Genomic DNA, 18,140 nt, shown 5'->3' on the forward strand with positions numbered 1-18,140 from the left:
ATGAAAAGTGAAGCTTGTTATATATTGAATTAGTCTTATATTCAACTCTTTTAAGCTATAAACACATCAAATTATAAAATATATTCAGATGAAATCTTTCCTAAAAAACACCTTATTTATACTGTTTTTTTTACTGACAATCGGTAATATAATAGCACAAAATAGTAATACCACAATAACAGGTACATTAATTGAAGATACAACTTCGCAACCAATTCCGTATGCAACGGTAGTTATAAAGGAGACCAATTCTAGTAAAATTATTGCAGGAACAACCTCTAGTGAATCTGGGAAATTTAGTATTGCTACAGCTAAAACTAATTTCTATTTAGAGATTAGTTTTATGGGTTTTGAAACAAAAACCATCAAGGAGTTTAAAACAACAAATGGAAAGATCAATTTAGGAAAAATTATCCTTATTACAGACAGTCAATCTTTAGATGAAGTAGTTGTTACTGGCGAGGTTTCTAAAACGGTTTTTAAATTAGACAAACGTGTTTTTAATGTTGGTGCAGATATTAGTAGCACAGGTGCAAGTGCGTTAGAAGTATTAAACAACGTACCTTCTGTAAATGTTAGTATCGAAGGAGAAATTAGTCTTAGAGGAAGTTCTGGTGTGCAAATATTAATCAACGGAAAACCATCTGTTTTGGCAGATGAATCTAGCAATGCGCTTGGTACTATTACGGCAGATATGATTGAGAGTATTGAGATTATTACAAATCCTTCTGCTAAATATGAAGCTTCTGGAACGGCCGGAATTTTAAACATCATACTAAAGAAAGAAGAAAAAAGAGGTTGGAATGGTTCTGTCTCTTTAAATACGGGAATTCCAGACAATCATAGTATCGGTTTAAGCTTGAATAGAAGAACAGAAAACTTTAATTTATTTGCGCAATTGGGTGCGGGTTACAGGTCTTTACCAAAAGATTCTGAGGCTATTAATAGAGATTTAGTGAATAACGAAGTTATTTACAGTGATGGAACAGAATATAGAAATGAAACCTTTTACAACCTTACTTTAGGAACAGATTACCATATTAACGATTTAAACGTACTAACGTTATCTGGTAATTTTGCCTATGAGGTAGAAGAGCAACCTTCTGAAACAACCTTTAGACAGTATGATGCTAATAATAGTTTGGTTTCTAGTTGGGCAAGAAATGAAGTTACGGACGCTACAAACCCTAAATATAAATACGAATTAAATTATAAAAAGCAATTTAAAAATAATGAAGAGCACACTTTATTGTTGAGTGCTTTGGGTAGTTTCTTTGGAAAAGATCAATCATCTAACTTTACAAATACAACCATTTCTGGTGCAGATAGTGATAGCAATCAAAAAACAGCAACCAATTTTCAGCAAGCAGACTATACATTTAAAGCAGATTATACAAACCCAATTTCTGATACTTACACTTTAGAAACAGGTGCACAATATGTAATTAATGATGTTGGTAATGATTATGAAGTAAGTGATTTAACCAATGGTGTTTTTGTGATTGATGATGCATTAACAAACAATTTTGAGTACAATCAAAAAGTGTTGGGTGTTTATGGTACTGTTGCGTATGAAAGAGAAAAATGGGGTTTAAAAGTAGGATTAAGAGTAGAGCAGACCAACTTAACAACGTTATTAACAAACACCAACGAATCTAACGAACAAGATTTTACTAATTTATTTCCAACCTTGCACTCATCTTACAAAGTAGGGGAAAATTTTTCTTTGCAAGCAGGATATTCTAAACGTATTTTTAGACCAAGATTGTGGGATTTGAATCCGTTTTTTAATATTAGAAATAACTTTAATATTCGAGTAGGAAACCCAGATTTACAGCCAGAATTTACAGATTCTTATGAGTTGACAAGCATTTATAAGATTGGTAAAGCTTCTTTAAGTTCTAGCTTGTATCATAAATACACCACAGATATGGTAGAGCGTGTTTCTACCTATGTAGATAATGTAACCATTACAACTCCCCAAAATATTGGTACAAATGCTGCCATTGGTTTTGAAACAAATGGTAAATATAGAGCGAACAATTGGTTGACGATTACTGGCGATTTTAACTTCAATTATTTTGATAGAGTGGGAACTTTTGAGTCTCAGGTTTTTGATTTTTCTGGAGAACAATGGTCTTCTAGATTGGGTTCTAAAATAGGATTACCAGCAGATATTGATGTAGAATTAACAGGGAATTATCAATCTGGTTTTGAAACCGTACAAGGAAACGTAACGGGTTACGCCTTTTTAGATGTAGGTGTCCGTAAAAAAATATTTAAAGGAAAAGCAATTGTAAATTTAGGTGTTAGAGATTTGTTTGAGTCAAGAATTTCAGAACAATTTGTATCGCAAACTACTTTTGAAACCTATAGTTTTGCACAACGTGGTCGTTTTATTACTTTAGGAATTAGCTACGGATTTGGTAAAGGTGAAGCTATGACTTATTCTGGTGGTAGAAGAAGATAGCAGCATATTATAATAACATAATTATATAGACAAGAAGCCAGCAATAAATTATATACTGAGAAGCCAAGCGGTTGTGTATTGCATATAAAAGAAAAGCTCAAAATACCAATTAATAGCATGATGAGCCTATAATAATTGTGCGTACTTTTAATGTAGAATTGTGTTGTTTTTTAGCTCAGTTCTTTGTTGGCAAAAGTTTTTTATTACTTATTCAAAAATTCAGTTACTAAATTATTCTTTTCAGCCTCCATTTCGCAAGTCCAACTGTCTATAAACCATCTTCCATTTTCATAATGAAGTTGAACGCTATTTAGTCCTCTAATATTGGATTCAGTTTTTAGGTCAGTTCGTATTTCAAATGCACTCCAAACTTGCGCAATATTTCCAAACTTACTAACTACTCGTTTTAGTTCCTTTTCATAAAAATCCTCTTTTGGTGATAATCCAATTGGTATATATTCCGCCTCCAAAGAATGAGTTTCCGCTTTTCCATTTTCATCAATTCTTGTAATAAAAGCATTTTTTGAATGCATAAAACTATCTCTTTCAAACTCCCAAGGTTCACTACTCGAGCCAGAAACAACATCATAGTACGCATTCATTATCGCATCTACTGATTTTACGTCTTTTGCGTATTTGTCATTAATAGTTTGTCCAAAAATTGAATTACAAGCGAAAATTATGCTAATTGATGTAATTATTATTTTGTTCATTTCGATTGGTTTTTAAGTTTTTGCTAACGTTGTTGTTTATGGGAAAGTTGCGTTTAAAGTGAACGGATATTTTCCGCAGGAAAATAGAAGTTTACATAAATGCAACTAACTTTGGTAAAGCACTAATTTAGCAATTTTTTATAAACGGTGTTGGCTACTTTTATTCTTTAAAGCCTATTTTATTTTTGTTTTTTTTAGCTTTTATTAATTCAGATTTTAATTGTTCAAACTCTAAATCTGAAATCACTTTCCTTTCTTTTAACCAATTTATATTCATTAGTTGTGGTTCAATTGGCATATCTAAGTCTATTTTACCATATTTATTTTTTAGGGTTAGATTAACTTTTTCAGAAAGCTCATTTATAAAGTTTTTTACATTTTTTTCATCCGGTTTAGTTCTAAATAATTCGATATATCCATTATTTATGGTAGGAATAATAATAACATTTTTTGATTTTAAGAATGTAATTAATCCTGAAATTAAACTTGCACCAAACAGAAATATCAAAACTCCAAACAAACCATTATCATTTTGTTCATAATTGGCAGGATTGAATAGGTTTATTAAAAAGAAAACACCAAAAAAAAGAGTAATAATAAGCATAAGATTATCTGTCGTTTTTTTGTATATCAATCTTGAAATATCTAATTCTTCCAAGTTGATTATAATCTCCTCAGAACTAGTCAAATTTTTATTTTTCAATTTGATTCGATCTTCCTCCAGAGTGATTTCTTTTTTTAAAAATAATTTTTTTTGTATTAACTTCATATTTTATAATTGTACACAACTACTTATATAGCTTAATAAACAAGTTATATAATACTAAAAAGGAGGGATGTTAATACCTTTTAAAGGTATTATACAGCTTTAATATTGCGTGTTTTTAATAAGTAGACCAATGTAGTTCCTTTTTACTAATTGTGAAAGATTCATGCTAACAAATATTTCTTTTTACAGATGTATACAGCTCTTTACAGGTACAAAACATTGGTTTTATAGTGGTTTTGTTAGGGTAGGTTAGGGTGTGTGTTTTTTAAAAACATACTTTTGGAAAGCAAACAAGTAGCCGCTTTAAATAAACAGAATACCGCTATGCTATTGTTTGCTTATTTTAATAACAATTGTCATCTATAAAAAGCTAGTATTGGTATATAAAATACCGTAAAACATCAATTATGTGGCAGCAAAAGCCTAAATAGTTTTACCTTTGGTTTACAGAGGGACACTCCAATAGTTCTCTATGAATTTTTCAGTTTTAGAATAGAATATTAAACCAATGTACAAGAATAAAAGAATAACCGTATTATCGCATATGCTCGTTTGGTTAACACTAATCTGTTTGCCTTATTTATTGTCTTACGGACAAGAACAAGATTTTAGTAGGGTAATTGCACATTTTTGGATTCCATTGTTCTTTTCTGCAATTATATTTTACCTCAATTATTTTGTGCTAATAGATCGTTTTTTGTTTCCTAAAAAAATGCTCTATTTTATTATCATCAATGCAGGAGCAATTGTTTGTTTTTTATATTTAAAAGAATATATAGAAGATAATTTCTTTAAAGACATCATTAAAAAAAGTGTTGCAGGTGTAGAACGAGTAAGACCACCATTTAAAATAGCAATCTACATACAAATACTATCATATCTAGCTCCCTTATTCTTTTCAATCGCTTTAAAATCTACAAAACGATGGATTAAAACAGAAGCAGAGCGTAAAGAAGCTGCTAATTTTAAATTAAAATCGGAGTTGCAGCATTTGCGTTATCAACTGCAACCACATTTCTTTTTTAACTCCTTAAATAATATTTATGCTTTGGTTGATATTTCGCCGGATCAGGCTAAAAAATCGATACATAGTTTAAGTAAGTTAATGCGTTATATGTTGTACGAAACAAATGAAGAATCCATTTCTTTATCTAAAGAAATGGATTTTATGAAAAAATATATCGATTTAATGAAACTACGTGTTTCTGATAAAACTAAAGTAAATTATCATTTTCCATCAGAAGAAACAGGGATAAAAATAGCCCCTTTATTATTTATATCATTAATAGAAAATGCTTTTAAACATGGCGTATCTGCAAGTAAACCAGGTACAATTGAAATCAACATGACTTGTAGTAATAAAAAAGTATTGTTTGTGATAGAAAATGAAAATTTTCCTAAAAAGATGGATGATAAGAGTGGCTCTGGCATTGGGATACCTAATATAGAAAAACGTTTAGAATTATTATATCCAAATAAAAATAGTTTTAAAACGGCTGTAACTAACAATCGTTTTGTAGCGGAATTAGAAATTGAAACGAACTAAATATGAGCAACTTAAAAATATCTTGTGTTATTGTAGATGATGAACCTATGGCACTTAATTTAGTGGAAAGTTATGTAGAAAAAACACCTTTTCTAGTGCTAAAAAAGAAGTGTAGTAGCGCCATTGAAGCCATGGAGTTTATTAAAAATGAGCCTGTAGATTTGTTGTTTTTAGACATTCAAATGCCCGATTTAACAGGTATTGAGTTTTCTAAAATGTTGCCTAAAGAAACTCGTGTTATTTTTACTACTGCTTTTGATCAATATGCATTAGAAGGTTTTAAAGTAGAAGCTTTAGATTACCTTTTAAAACCTTTTGATTATGCCGAGTTTCTAGCGGCAGCTAATAAAGCAAATACATGGTTTGAGTTGGTAAAAGGAAAACAACAAAAAGTGGTTTCTGAAGAAAAAGAGTTTCTTTTTGTAAAATCTGAATACAAACAATTGCGTATTAAATTGGCAGATGTCTTGTATTTTGAAGGCTTAAAAGACTATATAAAAATATGGGTAAAAGACAATCCGAAAGCTATTTTAACGCTTATGAGTTTAAAGTCTTTAGAAGAAGAATTACCAGAAACTCATTTTATGCGAGTGCACCGTTCTTTTATTGTTTCACTAAAAAATGTTGAAGTTATAGAGCGTAGTCAGATTATTATCAACAACCAACGTATTACTGTTTCTGAACAATACAAACCTAAGTTTTTGGAGTTTGTGAATAATAATTCTTTAAATAATTAAGAGTTTTTTAGTTTATCTATCTATCTATCTATCTATCTATCTATCTATCTATCTATCTAATTAATAGGTGAAAATGCTATGTTTGTCTATTTCATTTTATCAACCTAATGGTTAAAACTACTTTTGTGGCAACATAAAATCATAAATACAAAATCATGAAGAAAACCGTATTATCAGTCCTTTTAGTGGGTACAATGTTTAGTTGTAATAGTATTAAAAACATTGGGTCATCAACAAACATTCAGCAAGCTGCAACTTTATTAGGTTCTTTAAGTTCAAACTCTACTGTACAGCAAATTTCTAGTCTTTTTACTTTATTAGACACAAACAAAGATGAGGCTATTAGCTCTACAGAAGCTATTGGTTCTGTAGCAGAAAACTTTAATGTACTAGATACAGATAGTGATGCTAGCTTAAATCTTACTGAATTAACTGGTTTATTAGCTTTATTGAAATAATAGCTTAAATGTTAGTACTTAAAAAGGCATACTTTTAAAAGTATGCCTTTTTTTTGATATCAAATGAACAGAAACACTTTATAAAATAGTTTTAGTATCGTCTATAAAATCATGCTGTTTGTAGATAGAATTGAGGCATTTGTCTATCTGTTTAAAAAGTCATTAAACCGTGCTTATAATATACAGTCTTAGTAGTGTAACAAAGAAAGTTTAATTTAAAACATTAATATTATGAAAGCATTTATAAAATCATTTGTATTACCATCGTTATTTATTGTAGCTGTTGCAACAAGCGTTTCTGCACAGACACGTAGAACTACAACAACTAAAAAAACACCGGTAAAAACAACCAGAACCACCACAACAACAAGAACTACAACAACACCTAAAAAAAGTACTTCTAGTAAACGAATTGCAAGTAAAAATGTAACGTATAAAAAGCCAACAAAAAAAGTGGTTTCGGTAAGAAACGTACCTAATAGAACTGTTGTAAAACATAATAACCAAAATTACTATTATGCAAATAATAAGTATTACACACAATCTAGAGGTCGTTATATTGTTATAGCTCCAAAAATTGGCTTTAGAGTTAGAGTTTTACCAACAAACTATAAAAGAATTAGGTTTAATAATTACAACTATTATAATGTAAATGGTACTTTTTACATACATGTAAATAATGAATACGAGGTAGTAGAGCCAGAAGTAGGTACAGTTGTATATGAGTTACCAAATGATTATGAAAAAGTAGTAATAGATGGTCAAACGTATTACGAATACGCAAATATTTTATACGAAAAAGTTCAGGTAGATGGTACTAGAGCTTATGAAGTGGTAGGTGTTATAGATATGGATTAAGACCCATAAATTGATTCGAAAAAAGGAGTATAATTTTTAATGATACTCCTTTTTTTATGTTCTTAAAATAATAGACTCCACTAAAATAGATGAACTATTTTTTAGAATTGTTAAAATTAGAACTATTAGGCAATTCAAAAATTTCTAAATTAAAATAAGGAACAGAGGCAATTACATGATCAAAAATATCAGACATAATGTACTCGTAATTTTTCCAACGTTTGTCATTACTAAAAGCATAAATTTCTATAGGAATTCCTTGTGTTCCAGGAGCTAATTGACGTACCATAATCATCATGTCATTATTAGTACCAGAATGATTTTCTATATAAGTTTCTATATATTTTCTAAAAACACCAATATTGGTAAGGTTTCTACCATTTAAAAGCAATTCTTTATTGATGTTATTTTTTTGGTTATACTCATCAATATTAGCCTGACGTGTTTCTAAATAAGTGGTAATAGACTGGATTTTTTTCAAATTATTTACCTCCTTTGTCGATAAATGATGAATACTATCCATATTAATATTTAGCGATCTTTTTATTCGTCTACCATCAGCGTCTGTCATTCCTCTCCAGTTTTTAAAAGAATCAGAAATTAACGCATAAGTAGGAATTGTAGTAATTGTTTTATCAAAATTTTGAACCTTTACGGTAGATAAATTAATTTCGATAACATCTCCATCTGCTCCGTATTTTTCAAAGGTAATCCAATCTCCAATTCGTACCATATCATTAATAGAAACCTGAATACTTGCAACAAAACCTAAAATGGTATCCTTAAAAATTAAAAGAATAACTGCAGATGCAGCTCCAATAGTGGTAATAAATTTAATAAACTCGATGCCGGTAATTATTGCAAAGGCAGATAAGATTCCGAAAACCCAAGAAAAAATCATAAATACCTGTATGTAGCTATCTATGGGCTTGTCTTTTAAACGAGGTACTGTTTTTAGGTAGTCTTTAAGCGCATTTAAAACACTTCGTACAATCCAAAGTATTAGAACAATGGTAAATACTTCTAATCCTTTTTGAATGATGTTTTCAATATATTGAAAATCTATAAATACTAAAGGAGTAAATTCTAAAGCAAAAATTAACGGAATGATATGCGCTATATTTCTTGGTACTTTGTTTTTTACTAATAAATCATCAAAATTAGTTTTACTCTTAATAGCAAACTGTGTAAATAATTGTATTATAATTTTTTTAATGATAAAATCGATTAAAAAAGTAATAATTAATACGCCTGTTAGCAAAGTAAACATATTTATATATGTTGCTAGCGTAGTAGAAGTACCTGCTGTTACTAAATAATCGTATAATAGATGTTCAATTTTCATGTGTGTACAATTTTTAAAGAAAGTCTATTTGTTTTAAAATAGTATTCTTAATAATTAAAATGTATGACGTTGTTCATCGATAGAAGAAGCACTTAGTAATTGATTAAACAATTTAATACTATCAAAGTTTTGTGTAATTGCTGTAGCTACGGCAACACCAGAAATACCTGTTTCTAAAATAGCTGTAATATCATCTGTAATAATTTCTCCTTCACCAATTATTGGGGTTTCGGTTTTTAAAGCATCTAAAATAACCGTAAAACCATTTAAACCTAAAATAGTTGGTATATTTTCTTTTTCTGATGAAACTCTAAACGGACTTAAAGTAATATAATCTACTTTTTTACTAAGTAAGGTTTCACAATCTTGTAAGGTATTTGCAGTTGCACCTACAATTTGCCAAGTATACAAATGCTCTAAAGCTGTTGTTGCGCAAAAATCTATATTTTCTAAATGCACACCATCTGCTTTTACTTCTTTTGCTATTTTGTAATGATTGTTTAAAATTAACCTTGTTTGAAAGTGAGACGTAATTTCTCTAGCTTCTTTTGCTAATTTTAAATATTTTTTTTCAGAAACACCATTTATACGTAATTGTACTAATTCTGCACCAGATGAACACGCTTTCTGAATATTTTCTAAATGTTCTTTTGGAGAGTTTCCTTGAGATATGTAATGTAATTTAGGAATCATTGTGTGCGTTTTTATAATTGAGAATGATTAAAAAAAAGGTATTTGCTTAAGATTACTTAACAGATACTACTTTAGCAAATTGCATAAAATAATCTTCGAATCGTTTTAACATCGGATTCATTTTTTCTGAATACAATACATACTGGCATTTATGAATACTTTGTGTAATAGCCATTACTGCGGCATACGCTGTTTTTTCAACTAAAAACTCAGCATCATCAATATTAAAAATCTTTAATTGTGTGGTATTTAAACCTTCTAATAAAAGCAATTTATTTACGGTTTTAGGTGTGGCAATTAAAATATCTACACCTTCAAATATTTCAGATTTTAGCAAATCGATATGTTCTCTATCATCACAAGCATAAACTCTTACAGCATCATATTTACTCAGCTTAATAAATTCATCATGCAACGCTAATGCCTTTTCTGAGTTTTCTACTAAAACCAACGCTCTAGGAGCAGCACCAACTTCTTGGCATTTTAGTTTGTGCAAAGTAGTTAATACAAGTGTGGTTGTTTTGCCACTATCTTTTGGTGCTGTACAATACACATTAGCACCACTTTTTATAAGAGGTATACTTTTACTCTGAAACGGAGTAGGTGTTGTTATTTCTAAAGATTCTAAAATTTCTTTAATATCAGCATGTAATTTTTTAAAAGGCATATCTAGTAAAAAGGTAATTATTTATAGTAAAAATGAAGGCAAAGATACAATTAAATTGATGTACTTATTTCTTTGTGTGCAGCATTTTAGTTAAAGTATATATTGTGAAAAATGGAATTAATATTTTATCTTTAAGTTTTAATTTTTTATATGACAATTACAGATTTTACAATACGTCTTCTTACGGCATTATTTGCAGGATTAATCATAGGTTTTGAGCGTCAATGGCATCAAAAATCAGCTGGTTTAAAAACTAATATGCTCGTGGCAACAGGTGCTTCTATTTTTGTTTTATTATCATTTATTTTAAAAAATGATGATACAACAATAGATGTTACAAGAATTATTGCACAGGTAATAACAGGTATTGGTTTTTTAGGTGCAGGTGTTATTTTTAGAGAAGGCGTAAATGTACATGGATTGGGCTCTGCAGCCACCATTTGGTGTAGTGCCGCTATTGGTTGCATTGCTGCTACTGGCTTGTATTTAGAAACCTTAATTTGTACTTTATTAGTGGTTCTTATCAACTCTTTTATTACACCTTTAGATAATTGGCTAAAAGACCGAAAAATGAAGTAAAAACATTTTTATTTTTTCTGAACCTTCTTTTGTAAATACCATTCAGTATTCAATAAACAAGTAAATTGAATACCGAGGATTTTAGTGTCTTTTTTTTATCATTACTAAAACGAAACCTGTAATGTAGCACTAAATCTATTGTAAAGTAAAGTCTAAATTTAAATGGACTTACTACTTCATTAAAAAAATAACAGATTATTTGTTTATAAACACCTTGTTATAAGTTACGTTTTTATAACTGTCTTTTAAAAAGGGTATTTATACGTAAAATTTAATGCCTCCTGTTTTATAGTTTTATTGCATTGAAAATCAATTGATTAAATCTTTTTTTTGATTTAACTATAAAACATAAGTACTATGACAAAATATGATGTTATTGTTATTGGTGGTGGACCAATGGGGTTGGCTACAGCTGCAGAACTTTCTAATTCTAATAAACAAACTTTATTAGTAGATAAATATGGTTTTATCAATCAAAATGGAAGTTCAGCCGGATTATCGAGACAATTTAGATTGCAATATGCGCAAAAATATATGGCTCAATTAGCGCTAGATTCCATTCCGTATTGGAATAATTTACAAAAAACAACAAAAGATACACTTATGGATCATGTAGGTTCTTTGTGGTTTGGAGACCCTGCGTTGAGTTCTCAAGAAGGAGGAATAGGAGCTGCAATGATAGTAATGGATGAATTAAATATTCCGTATAAAAAATTAAATGCCTCACAAATACAAGATCGATTTCCTTTTAAATCTATTCCAGAAATTTATCATGGATTTTTTCAGAAAGATGGTGGTATTATAGATTTAGCTGCAACTCAAAAAGCATTACTCAATATTTGTATATCAGCACCAAATGTAACTTTATTAGAACATTCACCCGTAACTAATATTCAATCCTTAGAAAACGGAAATATCATTGTATCTATAGATGGAGTCGATTTTATTACAGAAAAATTAGTACTTACTCCAGGAGCTTATATTAATGAACTTTTAAAATATTTAGGATTATCAATAGACATTGATATTTGGGAAATGTCGTCTGCCTATTATAAAGTAATTGAAGACATAAAATTACCTACTTGGTTTGTTTTTCAGAAACCACAAGCAACAAGTTTGTTCTATGGTTTTCCAGAAGTAGATTGGGCGCATCCTGGGTATGTACGTGTGGCTCCAGATATTCCGGATGCCATAATTCAAGATCCATCACAGAGAAGCCGTATTCCTAGTCAAAAAAGTTTAGAATTAAATGAAGCTTGGGTAAGAGATCACATGGATGGTCTTGCACCAAAATCAGAATTTACGGCAACCTGTATCATTACATTGGTTAAAAATAGTAAAGAAGAATTGTACTTAGATACGCTTCCATCTTCAATACCAAACAACAAAAATATCATTGTATATACAGGTGGTTGGGCTGCAAAATTTGTTCCTTTAATAGGAAAAATCCTTTCAGACTTAGTTTTAACAGAAACAACATCTTATGATATTTCTAACTTTAAAATAGCGTATAAAACTACTAACTAAACATAAAATATAATGAACTTAAAAAAACAAACATTTGAAACGAATGTACCCAGCAACACAGAAATAGAAGTTGCTATTATTGGCGCCGGAGTATCTGGTTTATATTCGGCATATCGACTAACAAATGATGAAAGTACTCCGTTACCCGCAAACCAAGTACAAATATTTGAAATGGGAGATCGTATTGGAGGACGCTTAGAATCTGTAGAATTACCAGGAATGACCATTACAGGAGAGCTTGGTGGTATGCGCTATATGACATCACAAGAAATTGTTACCTCATTAATAGAAAATGTATTTAAAGACGAATTAAATAACATTCCATTTCCAATGGGAAATGCTTCGCAACATTTTGGCTATTTTAGAAAACAACGTTTAAAAATGAACGCTTGGGAAGAAGCACAAAACCAAGGTGGTGTCTTAGAAACCAATTATATATTAAATAAAAATGATGAAGGCTACAGTGCCGATCAATTATTTAATAAAATTATTTATGATGTATTAATGGCAGATCCATGGTTTGTAAGTAACTATGGTAGTCTTGTTGCTAACCCAAGCAAATATGAGTATACTTTTAAAATTACAAGAAACCAGTGGAATAGTATTAAACCCAAATTAATATACTATTTTATAGGACCTTATAATGGGTTAAAAGTAAATGATATTGGTTTTTGGAACCTAATTAAAGATAGAGTCTCACAAGAAGGATATACTTTTTTGGCAGATGCAGGCGGTTATTTTTCTAATACAATAAATTGGAATGCTGCAGAAGCTTTTCCGTATATGGTTGGAGATTTTTCTAACGCAGGATCAGAATACAAAACAATAGATGGCGGTTACGATCTAATAGCGTATGCTATTGCTAAAGGATATTTAAATAACCAAGGAGCCAATATTTGGATGGGAAATCGTTTGGTAACATTTAAAAAGCAAACTACGGGTACTTATAAGTACGAACTAGAATTTTTTAACAAAGAAACACAAAGTAGTTGGACGCTTAAGGCGAATAAAATTATACTTGCCATGCCTCGCAGATCTTTAGAATTGTTAGATCAAAACAACTTCTTTTTTAACCAAGATTCGCAAAAAGTATTACAAAAAAACATGGCTTCGGTAATAAAAGAACCTTCTCTTAAAATATTAATGGGTTTTGAAACGCCTTGGTGGAGAACAGATTTTAATACCATGGCAGGTCATTCTATTACAGATTTACCTTTACGTCAGTGTTATTATTTTGGTAAAGATCCAAACGACAGTCATTCTTTATTTTTAGGTAGTTATAATGATATGCAAACGGTTACTTTTTGGCAAGCTTTAGCCAACTCTAAAAGAGAAGGCGGAATCTTTAGAAAGTTATTTCAGCCAAAAGCAACCGATAAAGTTGCAGCAACAGCATTTAGCAAAAGACTTTTATCAAATCAGGCAACACAAGTTATGGTTTCTGAAGCGATGAATCAAATAAAAGAATTACATGGACGTAAAGAAATTCCGATGCCTTATGTAACTTGGTATAAAGACTGGAGTATGGATCCTTATGGAGGTGGTTATCATGCTTGGAAAGCAAATTATAATATTGCAAACACCATGAAATATATGAGAAACCCAATAGCAGAAGAATCAATTTATATCTGTGGAGAGGCGTATTCTGATCAACAAGGTTGGGTAGAAGGGGCATTTTGTGTTGCAGAAAGAATGTTACAAAGCTATTTTGAATTGAAAAGACCAACATGGATTTCTAGTGATTATTATTTAGGTTGGTAATCCATCTAAAAAAAACGTAAAACGATTATTTATTTAACCAAATAAAAAATATAAACTAAAACTATTACTGATGTCAAAACAAAAAGAATATTCTCCTGCCGTGTTAAAATTACCAGCAGATTATGGAGTATTAAAACAATTAGAAGGTACTTGGGTAAATCATAATCCAGATAACAATACTACGGGTTGGGGTTTGCATACTACTTGTATGCCTTCTCCAGGTACTAACTCAGAAACAACTCCTGGTAAATATCACTTTTTATGTGAAGATTATACCGAAGAGCTTACATTTACCTTGGTAAAAGGTAGTGTACGTAATAGAGGAGGAGCAAACGAACAGTTTGCAGGAGCAGTAGAATACAAAACAGCTATTAACGATTTAAATGGAAACCCGCTACATGCAGAAAATGGTATGTATTTGTGGTTGAGTGATGTATACAATCATCCTGCGAGTGTAGAATCTGTAAAAACAGACATTGGCCAACCTGAATTAAAACCAGGTGATGGTGCTAACGGCCCCAATTTTGTGCCGTCTTACTCCGTTTCTAGAAGTGGTACAATTCCGCATGGTAGTACTATTTTACTATTCGGAAAAGATGAAGAAAAAGAAGGGAAACCAGTGTTTCCTTCAGGCACAAATACTTGGGAACCTGGTTTTTTAGCAATTTCTCAGAGTATGGGTGGCGCAGACATACCGCCAGATGCTCCAATAAATTTAGACAAACCAGCACCTGCTTGGGTACATGACACCAGCATTCCAATAAAGCAACCAAGCTCTAACAAAGCTTATACACAACGTATTTTAGCTCATAATTTATACCCATATTCTGTAAGACCAGATTTACGATTGCGTGATGCTCTTAATAGTCAAGAAGTAAAAAAACATGTTCTTATAGAAATGAATACAACAGAAACTGGTGGTCCACAAGGTGGCGTTTTAAACAATCCTTTTGTATCTAGATTTGCTCCTGTTCAAGAAATGAAAATGAGAATGTGGATTGAAACGATTGTAGAAAACGGAGAAGAAATTCTTCAATTGCAATACGAACAGATTATGTTTTTTCAATTTCAATTTGGTACAGATGGTGGCGAAACACGCTGGCCACATATTCAAATAAATACACTACGTAAGAAAAAATAAGCTTATTGTCTAATAAAAAAGATAGTATCCAAAAGTTGATTGTGGATACTATCTTTTATTTGTTAAATCGCTTATTGTAAGTGTGTTGTGTATAGAGGTATGATGTATTTAACTAACACAAGTGCTGCGTTTTAAAAGCATGTATTCTCCATTTTTTTTAAACTCACGTATCGATACTCCTTCATAACGTTTAAAGGTTTTAGAAAGGTGACTTACATCTGTAAAACCTAAATTTTCTGCAATTTGAGTTAAGGTGAAATTAGAATTTAACAAACGAATTTCTACCAATTTAAGTTTCGCTTTTATAATGTATTCTCTTAAAGGCATGTTTACTTGTTTCTTAAAAAATTCGCTAACATAAGTAGGAGACATCATAAAAACATCCGCTAAATTTTCAACCTTTAAAAGTTCACTTTTGTCAATGTTTTTATTGATATAATTCAGCATATTGGTAATACGGTCATCAGAATGCTTAGGAAGTTCAAAAAAACGACCTTTATTAATATTTCTAATAAGTATTTCTAAAATACAGGTCATTAAGTTGATAATAAGATTGATAGAATCCTTGCCGTAATTATGAGATTCCTTTAAAATCATGGTTAATAAACAATCTAAATGAGTTCTATCGATATCATTTTTAACAATATCTCCGGGTAGTTGATTATAATTCGATAAAACATAAGACGCTTCTTTAAACCACTCATTTCTATCTATGGCTATTTGATTTGCATCTTTAAAAAAGGAATCTGTAAATTTTAAGAAAACAAATTTAGTAGGTTTTTCTATGGTAAAAGAATGACATTTTAAAGGAGGTAATAAAAAAATACTTCCTTTACTATACTTGTATTCATTATAGTTGATGCATTGTGTACCTTCACCAGATTTTACTAAAACCAATTCGAAAAAGTTATTTTTAACAGGGCGTTGTTTCCATGCTGTTAATTCTATCTCTTGTATTTCAAAAGGTTTATATGTTTCTAATATTTGCATTTTGTACTTAATTAATAATAATGTGATGTAAAATTAGGTAAAAAGTAGTTGTGTTTCATTTTTAAATGATAAAAAACCTTTTAAAATACATTAAATACATTTTAAAGAGACGCTTGTATATTTATCTTTGCCGCATAATTGATAAAAAACAAAACTCCTAAAAACAGGAAACTTAAAAATATATTTAAAAAAACAAACATGAGCACACCAAACATTGCAAAAGAAGACATCCTTAATGCGTTTAACTTTAGACATGCAACAAAAGAATTTGATGCTACTAAAAAAGTTTCAGATCAAGACATAAAATTTATTTTAGAAACAGCACGTTTATCACCAAGTTCTTTTGGTTTTGAACCTTGGCACTTTGTAGTTGTACAAGACAAAGAATTACGTGAATTATTAAAACCTGTAGCTTGGGGAGCGCCTTTAAAATTAGATACTGCAAGTCATTTTGTACTAGGTTTAAGTATGAAAGCACCCATGGTAAAACACGATGCTGATTACATTATGCACATGATGAAAGGTGTAAAAAAATTACCACAAGAAGTTATTGAAATGTATTCTAAATTTTATAGAGAGTTTCAAGAACGTGATTTTGATTTAGATACAGACAAAAAATTATTTGATTGGGCTTCTAAACAAACTTATATTGCTTTGGGTAATATGATGACTGCCGCAGCTTTAATAGGAATTGATTCTTGTCCTATTGAGGGATTTCATCAAGAAAAAGCAGAAGCATTATTAAAAGAAAAATTTGGTATTGATACCGATAAGTATGGATTATCATTTATGACTGCTTTTGGATATAGAAAAACAGATCCAGAATTTGGTAAATCAAGAAGAAATTTTGAAGATATCGTTACCTTTAAGTAAGATTTCAAAAGAATTATAAAACATAAAAAAACCTATCAATATAATTTTGTGATGTTCTACTTTCTCCTTTTCAACCATTTTAGTTATTAAGTTATTGAATATTGTTGCTTTACTTTGTGATCGATTAATTCTAAAACAAAATTCATTAAAATATCTATTTAGATTAAAGTCACTAACCCAAGAATACGTTGTTCTTATCCAAGATTTCACTTGATGAATCATTGTATGAAGTGCTTTAAAATTCATACCACCATTACTTTCTATTTGAGTAATATTATAAACTTTAGCAATAGGCCTGTAACCTCTCCATTTGTCGGTTATCACTTTAGCTTTTCGACTGATATGATTCACAAAAATATATTGCAAAGAACTAGCTGAAAAATCTTCGATTCTCATGGCATACATTCTTTTAACTTTTCCATCTTGAGTTAGTTCAACAGCAGTTATAGCTTTCTTTTTCTTAGCATTATAACTTCTTCCTACTTTATCTTTTTCTCGTCCACCCAAAACAAATTCATCCACATGAACAATACCAGTCATAGGACTATTTCCACTACTTTCCATTGCTTCTCTAATTTTGAGCATAAATAAACGGGCTGTCTTTTCTGTTACGCTAAAACGAACTGCAACATAACTAGCAGAAAGGCTTTTAGTACTTGTACTCATTTCAAAAACAATAAAAAAAGCTTTTCTAACACCAAACTTTACCTTGTGAAAAAGTGTGTTTGAGGTAGATGATTCTTGATGAGAACAAATATTACATGTACGTGAAAAATCTTTTCTTATTTGAGCCTTGTTATGACCACATTTAACACATTGAAATCCATCTTTCCATTTAATATCTGCCAAGTATTTCTTGCAATCTTCATCCGTTTTAAACCGATCAGCAAACTCTAGAAGATTTTGTCCTTTAAATATATTCATAATAATACTCTATTTATTGACTTTAAAGATATGAATTTAAATACTGACCTCTATATAATTATATAATACTAATATTGGTACATTTTTAC

The 18,140-nt window shown here is 30.2% G+C and carries 16 protein-coding genes and 1 pseudogene; 10 read left to right on the forward strand and 7 right to left on the reverse strand.

Features of this window, described 5'->3' with window-relative positions:
- Positions 1–88 precede the first annotated feature (88 nt).
- Positions 89–2,470 (forward strand): outer membrane beta-barrel family protein, encoded by a 2,382-nt coding sequence (locus tag GQR92_RS01665; protein WP_158837494.1) that lies wholly within the window; start codon positions 89–91, stop codon positions 2,468–2,470.
- Between the two features lie 203 nt (positions 2,471–2,673).
- Here the strand turns inward: GQR92_RS01665 and GQR92_RS01670 are convergent, their stop codons facing one another.
- Both GQR92_RS01670 and GQR92_RS01675 read right to left on the reverse strand, forming a co-directional pair.
- Positions 2,674–3,183 (reverse strand): hypothetical protein, encoded by a 510-nt coding sequence (locus GQR92_RS01670; RefSeq protein ID WP_158837495.1) that lies wholly within the window; start codon positions 3,181–3,183, stop codon positions 2,674–2,676.
- 160 nt (positions 3,184–3,343) lie between these two features.
- Positions 3,344–3,952 (reverse strand): hypothetical protein, encoded by a 609-nt coding sequence (locus tag GQR92_RS01675; protein ID WP_158837496.1) that lies wholly within the window; start codon positions 3,950–3,952, stop codon positions 3,344–3,346.
- Between the two features lie 508 nt (positions 3,953–4,460).
- Here GQR92_RS01675 and GQR92_RS01680 point away from each other — a divergent pair.
- The 4 genes from GQR92_RS01680 (at position 4,461) to GQR92_RS01695 (ending at position 7,551) form a co-directional block, all read left to right on the forward strand.
- Complete coding sequence (locus GQR92_RS01680) at positions 4,461–5,498, forward strand: sensor histidine kinase (protein WP_158837497.1); 1,038 nt, start codon at positions 4,461–4,463, stop codon at positions 5,496–5,498.
- A 2-nt stretch (positions 5,499–5,500) separates the two neighbouring features.
- A complete protein-coding gene (locus GQR92_RS01685) occupies positions 5,501–6,235 on the forward strand; it encodes a LytR/AlgR family response regulator transcription factor (protein WP_158837498.1) in 735 nt (244 codons plus the stop codon).
- A gap of 155 nt (positions 6,236–6,390) precedes the next feature.
- Complete coding sequence (locus GQR92_RS01690) at positions 6,391–6,693, forward strand: hypothetical protein (RefSeq protein ID WP_158837499.1); 303 nt, start codon at positions 6,391–6,393, stop codon at positions 6,691–6,693.
- 231 nt (positions 6,694–6,924) lie between these two features.
- Positions 6,925–7,551: a DUF6515 family protein gene (locus GQR92_RS01695; RefSeq protein WP_158837500.1), complete on the forward strand. Its 627-nt coding sequence runs from the start codon at positions 6,925–6,927 to the stop codon at positions 7,549–7,551.
- A 94-nt stretch (positions 7,552–7,645) separates the two neighbouring features.
- Here GQR92_RS01695 and GQR92_RS01700 read toward each other — a convergent pair whose 3' ends face one another.
- Genes GQR92_RS01700 through GQR92_RS01710 form a run of 3 tightly spaced genes read right to left on the reverse strand, consistent with a single transcriptional unit; the run spans position 7,646 to position 10,256 of the window.
- On the reverse strand, positions 7,646–8,896 hold the full coding sequence (locus tag GQR92_RS01700; protein ID WP_158837501.1) for a mechanosensitive ion channel family protein: 1,251 nt from the start codon (positions 8,894–8,896) through the stop codon (positions 7,646–7,648).
- 54 nt (positions 8,897–8,950) lie between these two features.
- A complete protein-coding gene (locus tag GQR92_RS01705) occupies positions 8,951–9,589 on the reverse strand; it encodes a thiamine phosphate synthase (RefSeq protein WP_158837502.1) in 639 nt (212 codons plus the stop codon).
- Positions 9,590–9,641: 52 nt separating this feature from the next.
- A complete protein-coding gene (locus tag GQR92_RS01710; RefSeq protein ID WP_158837503.1) occupies positions 9,642–10,256 on the reverse strand; it encodes a DEAD/DEAH box helicase in 615 nt (204 codons plus the stop codon).
- Positions 10,257–10,406: 150 nt separating this feature from the next.
- Here GQR92_RS01710 and GQR92_RS01715 point away from each other — a divergent pair, with 150 nt between their 5' ends.
- The 4 genes from GQR92_RS01715 to GQR92_RS01730 all read left to right on the forward strand — a co-directional run bounded on the left by GQR92_RS01715 (position 10,407) and on the right by GQR92_RS01730 (position 15,264).
- Entirely contained in the window at positions 10,407–10,835 is a 429-nt protein-coding gene (locus tag GQR92_RS01715; RefSeq protein ID WP_158837504.1) for an MgtC/SapB family protein, read from the forward strand.
- Positions 10,836–11,192: 357 nt separating this feature from the next.
- Positions 11,193–12,362 (forward strand): FAD-dependent oxidoreductase, encoded by a 1,170-nt coding sequence (locus GQR92_RS01720; RefSeq protein WP_158837505.1) that lies wholly within the window; start codon positions 11,193–11,195, stop codon positions 12,360–12,362.
- A 12-nt stretch (positions 12,363–12,374) separates the two neighbouring features.
- Complete coding sequence (locus tag GQR92_RS01725; protein WP_158837506.1) at positions 12,375–14,123, forward strand: flavin monoamine oxidase family protein; 1,749 nt, start codon at positions 12,375–12,377, stop codon at positions 14,121–14,123.
- 70 nt (positions 14,124–14,193) lie between these two features.
- The gene (locus tag GQR92_RS01730; protein ID WP_158837507.1) at positions 14,194–15,264 is read left to right on the forward strand and encodes a peroxidase, FMP-type; all 1,071 of its coding nucleotides are present in this window, start codon (positions 14,194–14,196) and stop codon (positions 15,262–15,264) included.
- Positions 15,265–15,372: 108 nt separating this feature from the next.
- Here the strand turns inward: GQR92_RS01730 and GQR92_RS01735 are convergent, their stop codons facing one another.
- On the reverse strand, positions 15,373–16,254 hold the full coding sequence (locus tag GQR92_RS01735; RefSeq protein ID WP_158837508.1) for an AraC family transcriptional regulator: 882 nt from the start codon (positions 16,252–16,254) through the stop codon (positions 15,373–15,375).
- A 198-nt stretch (positions 16,255–16,452) separates the two neighbouring features.
- On the opposite strand from GQR92_RS01735, the gene GQR92_RS01740 reads away from it, so the two are divergent.
- Complete coding sequence (locus tag GQR92_RS01740) at positions 16,453–17,127, forward strand: NAD(P)H-dependent oxidoreductase (RefSeq protein WP_158837509.1); 675 nt, start codon at positions 16,453–16,455, stop codon at positions 17,125–17,127.
- 39 nt (positions 17,128–17,166) lie between these two features.
- On the opposite strand, the pseudogene GQR92_RS01745 reads toward GQR92_RS01740, so the two are convergent.
- A pseudogene (locus GQR92_RS01745) lies at positions 17,167–18,051 on the reverse strand (IS1595 family transposase); the annotation flags it as partial.
- Positions 18,052–18,140 lie beyond the last annotated feature (89 nt).

The sequence above is a fragment of the Polaribacter sp. L3A8 genome (genome assembly GCF_009796785.1).
Lineage (GTDB): Bacteria > Bacteroidota > Bacteroidia > Flavobacteriales > Flavobacteriaceae > Polaribacter.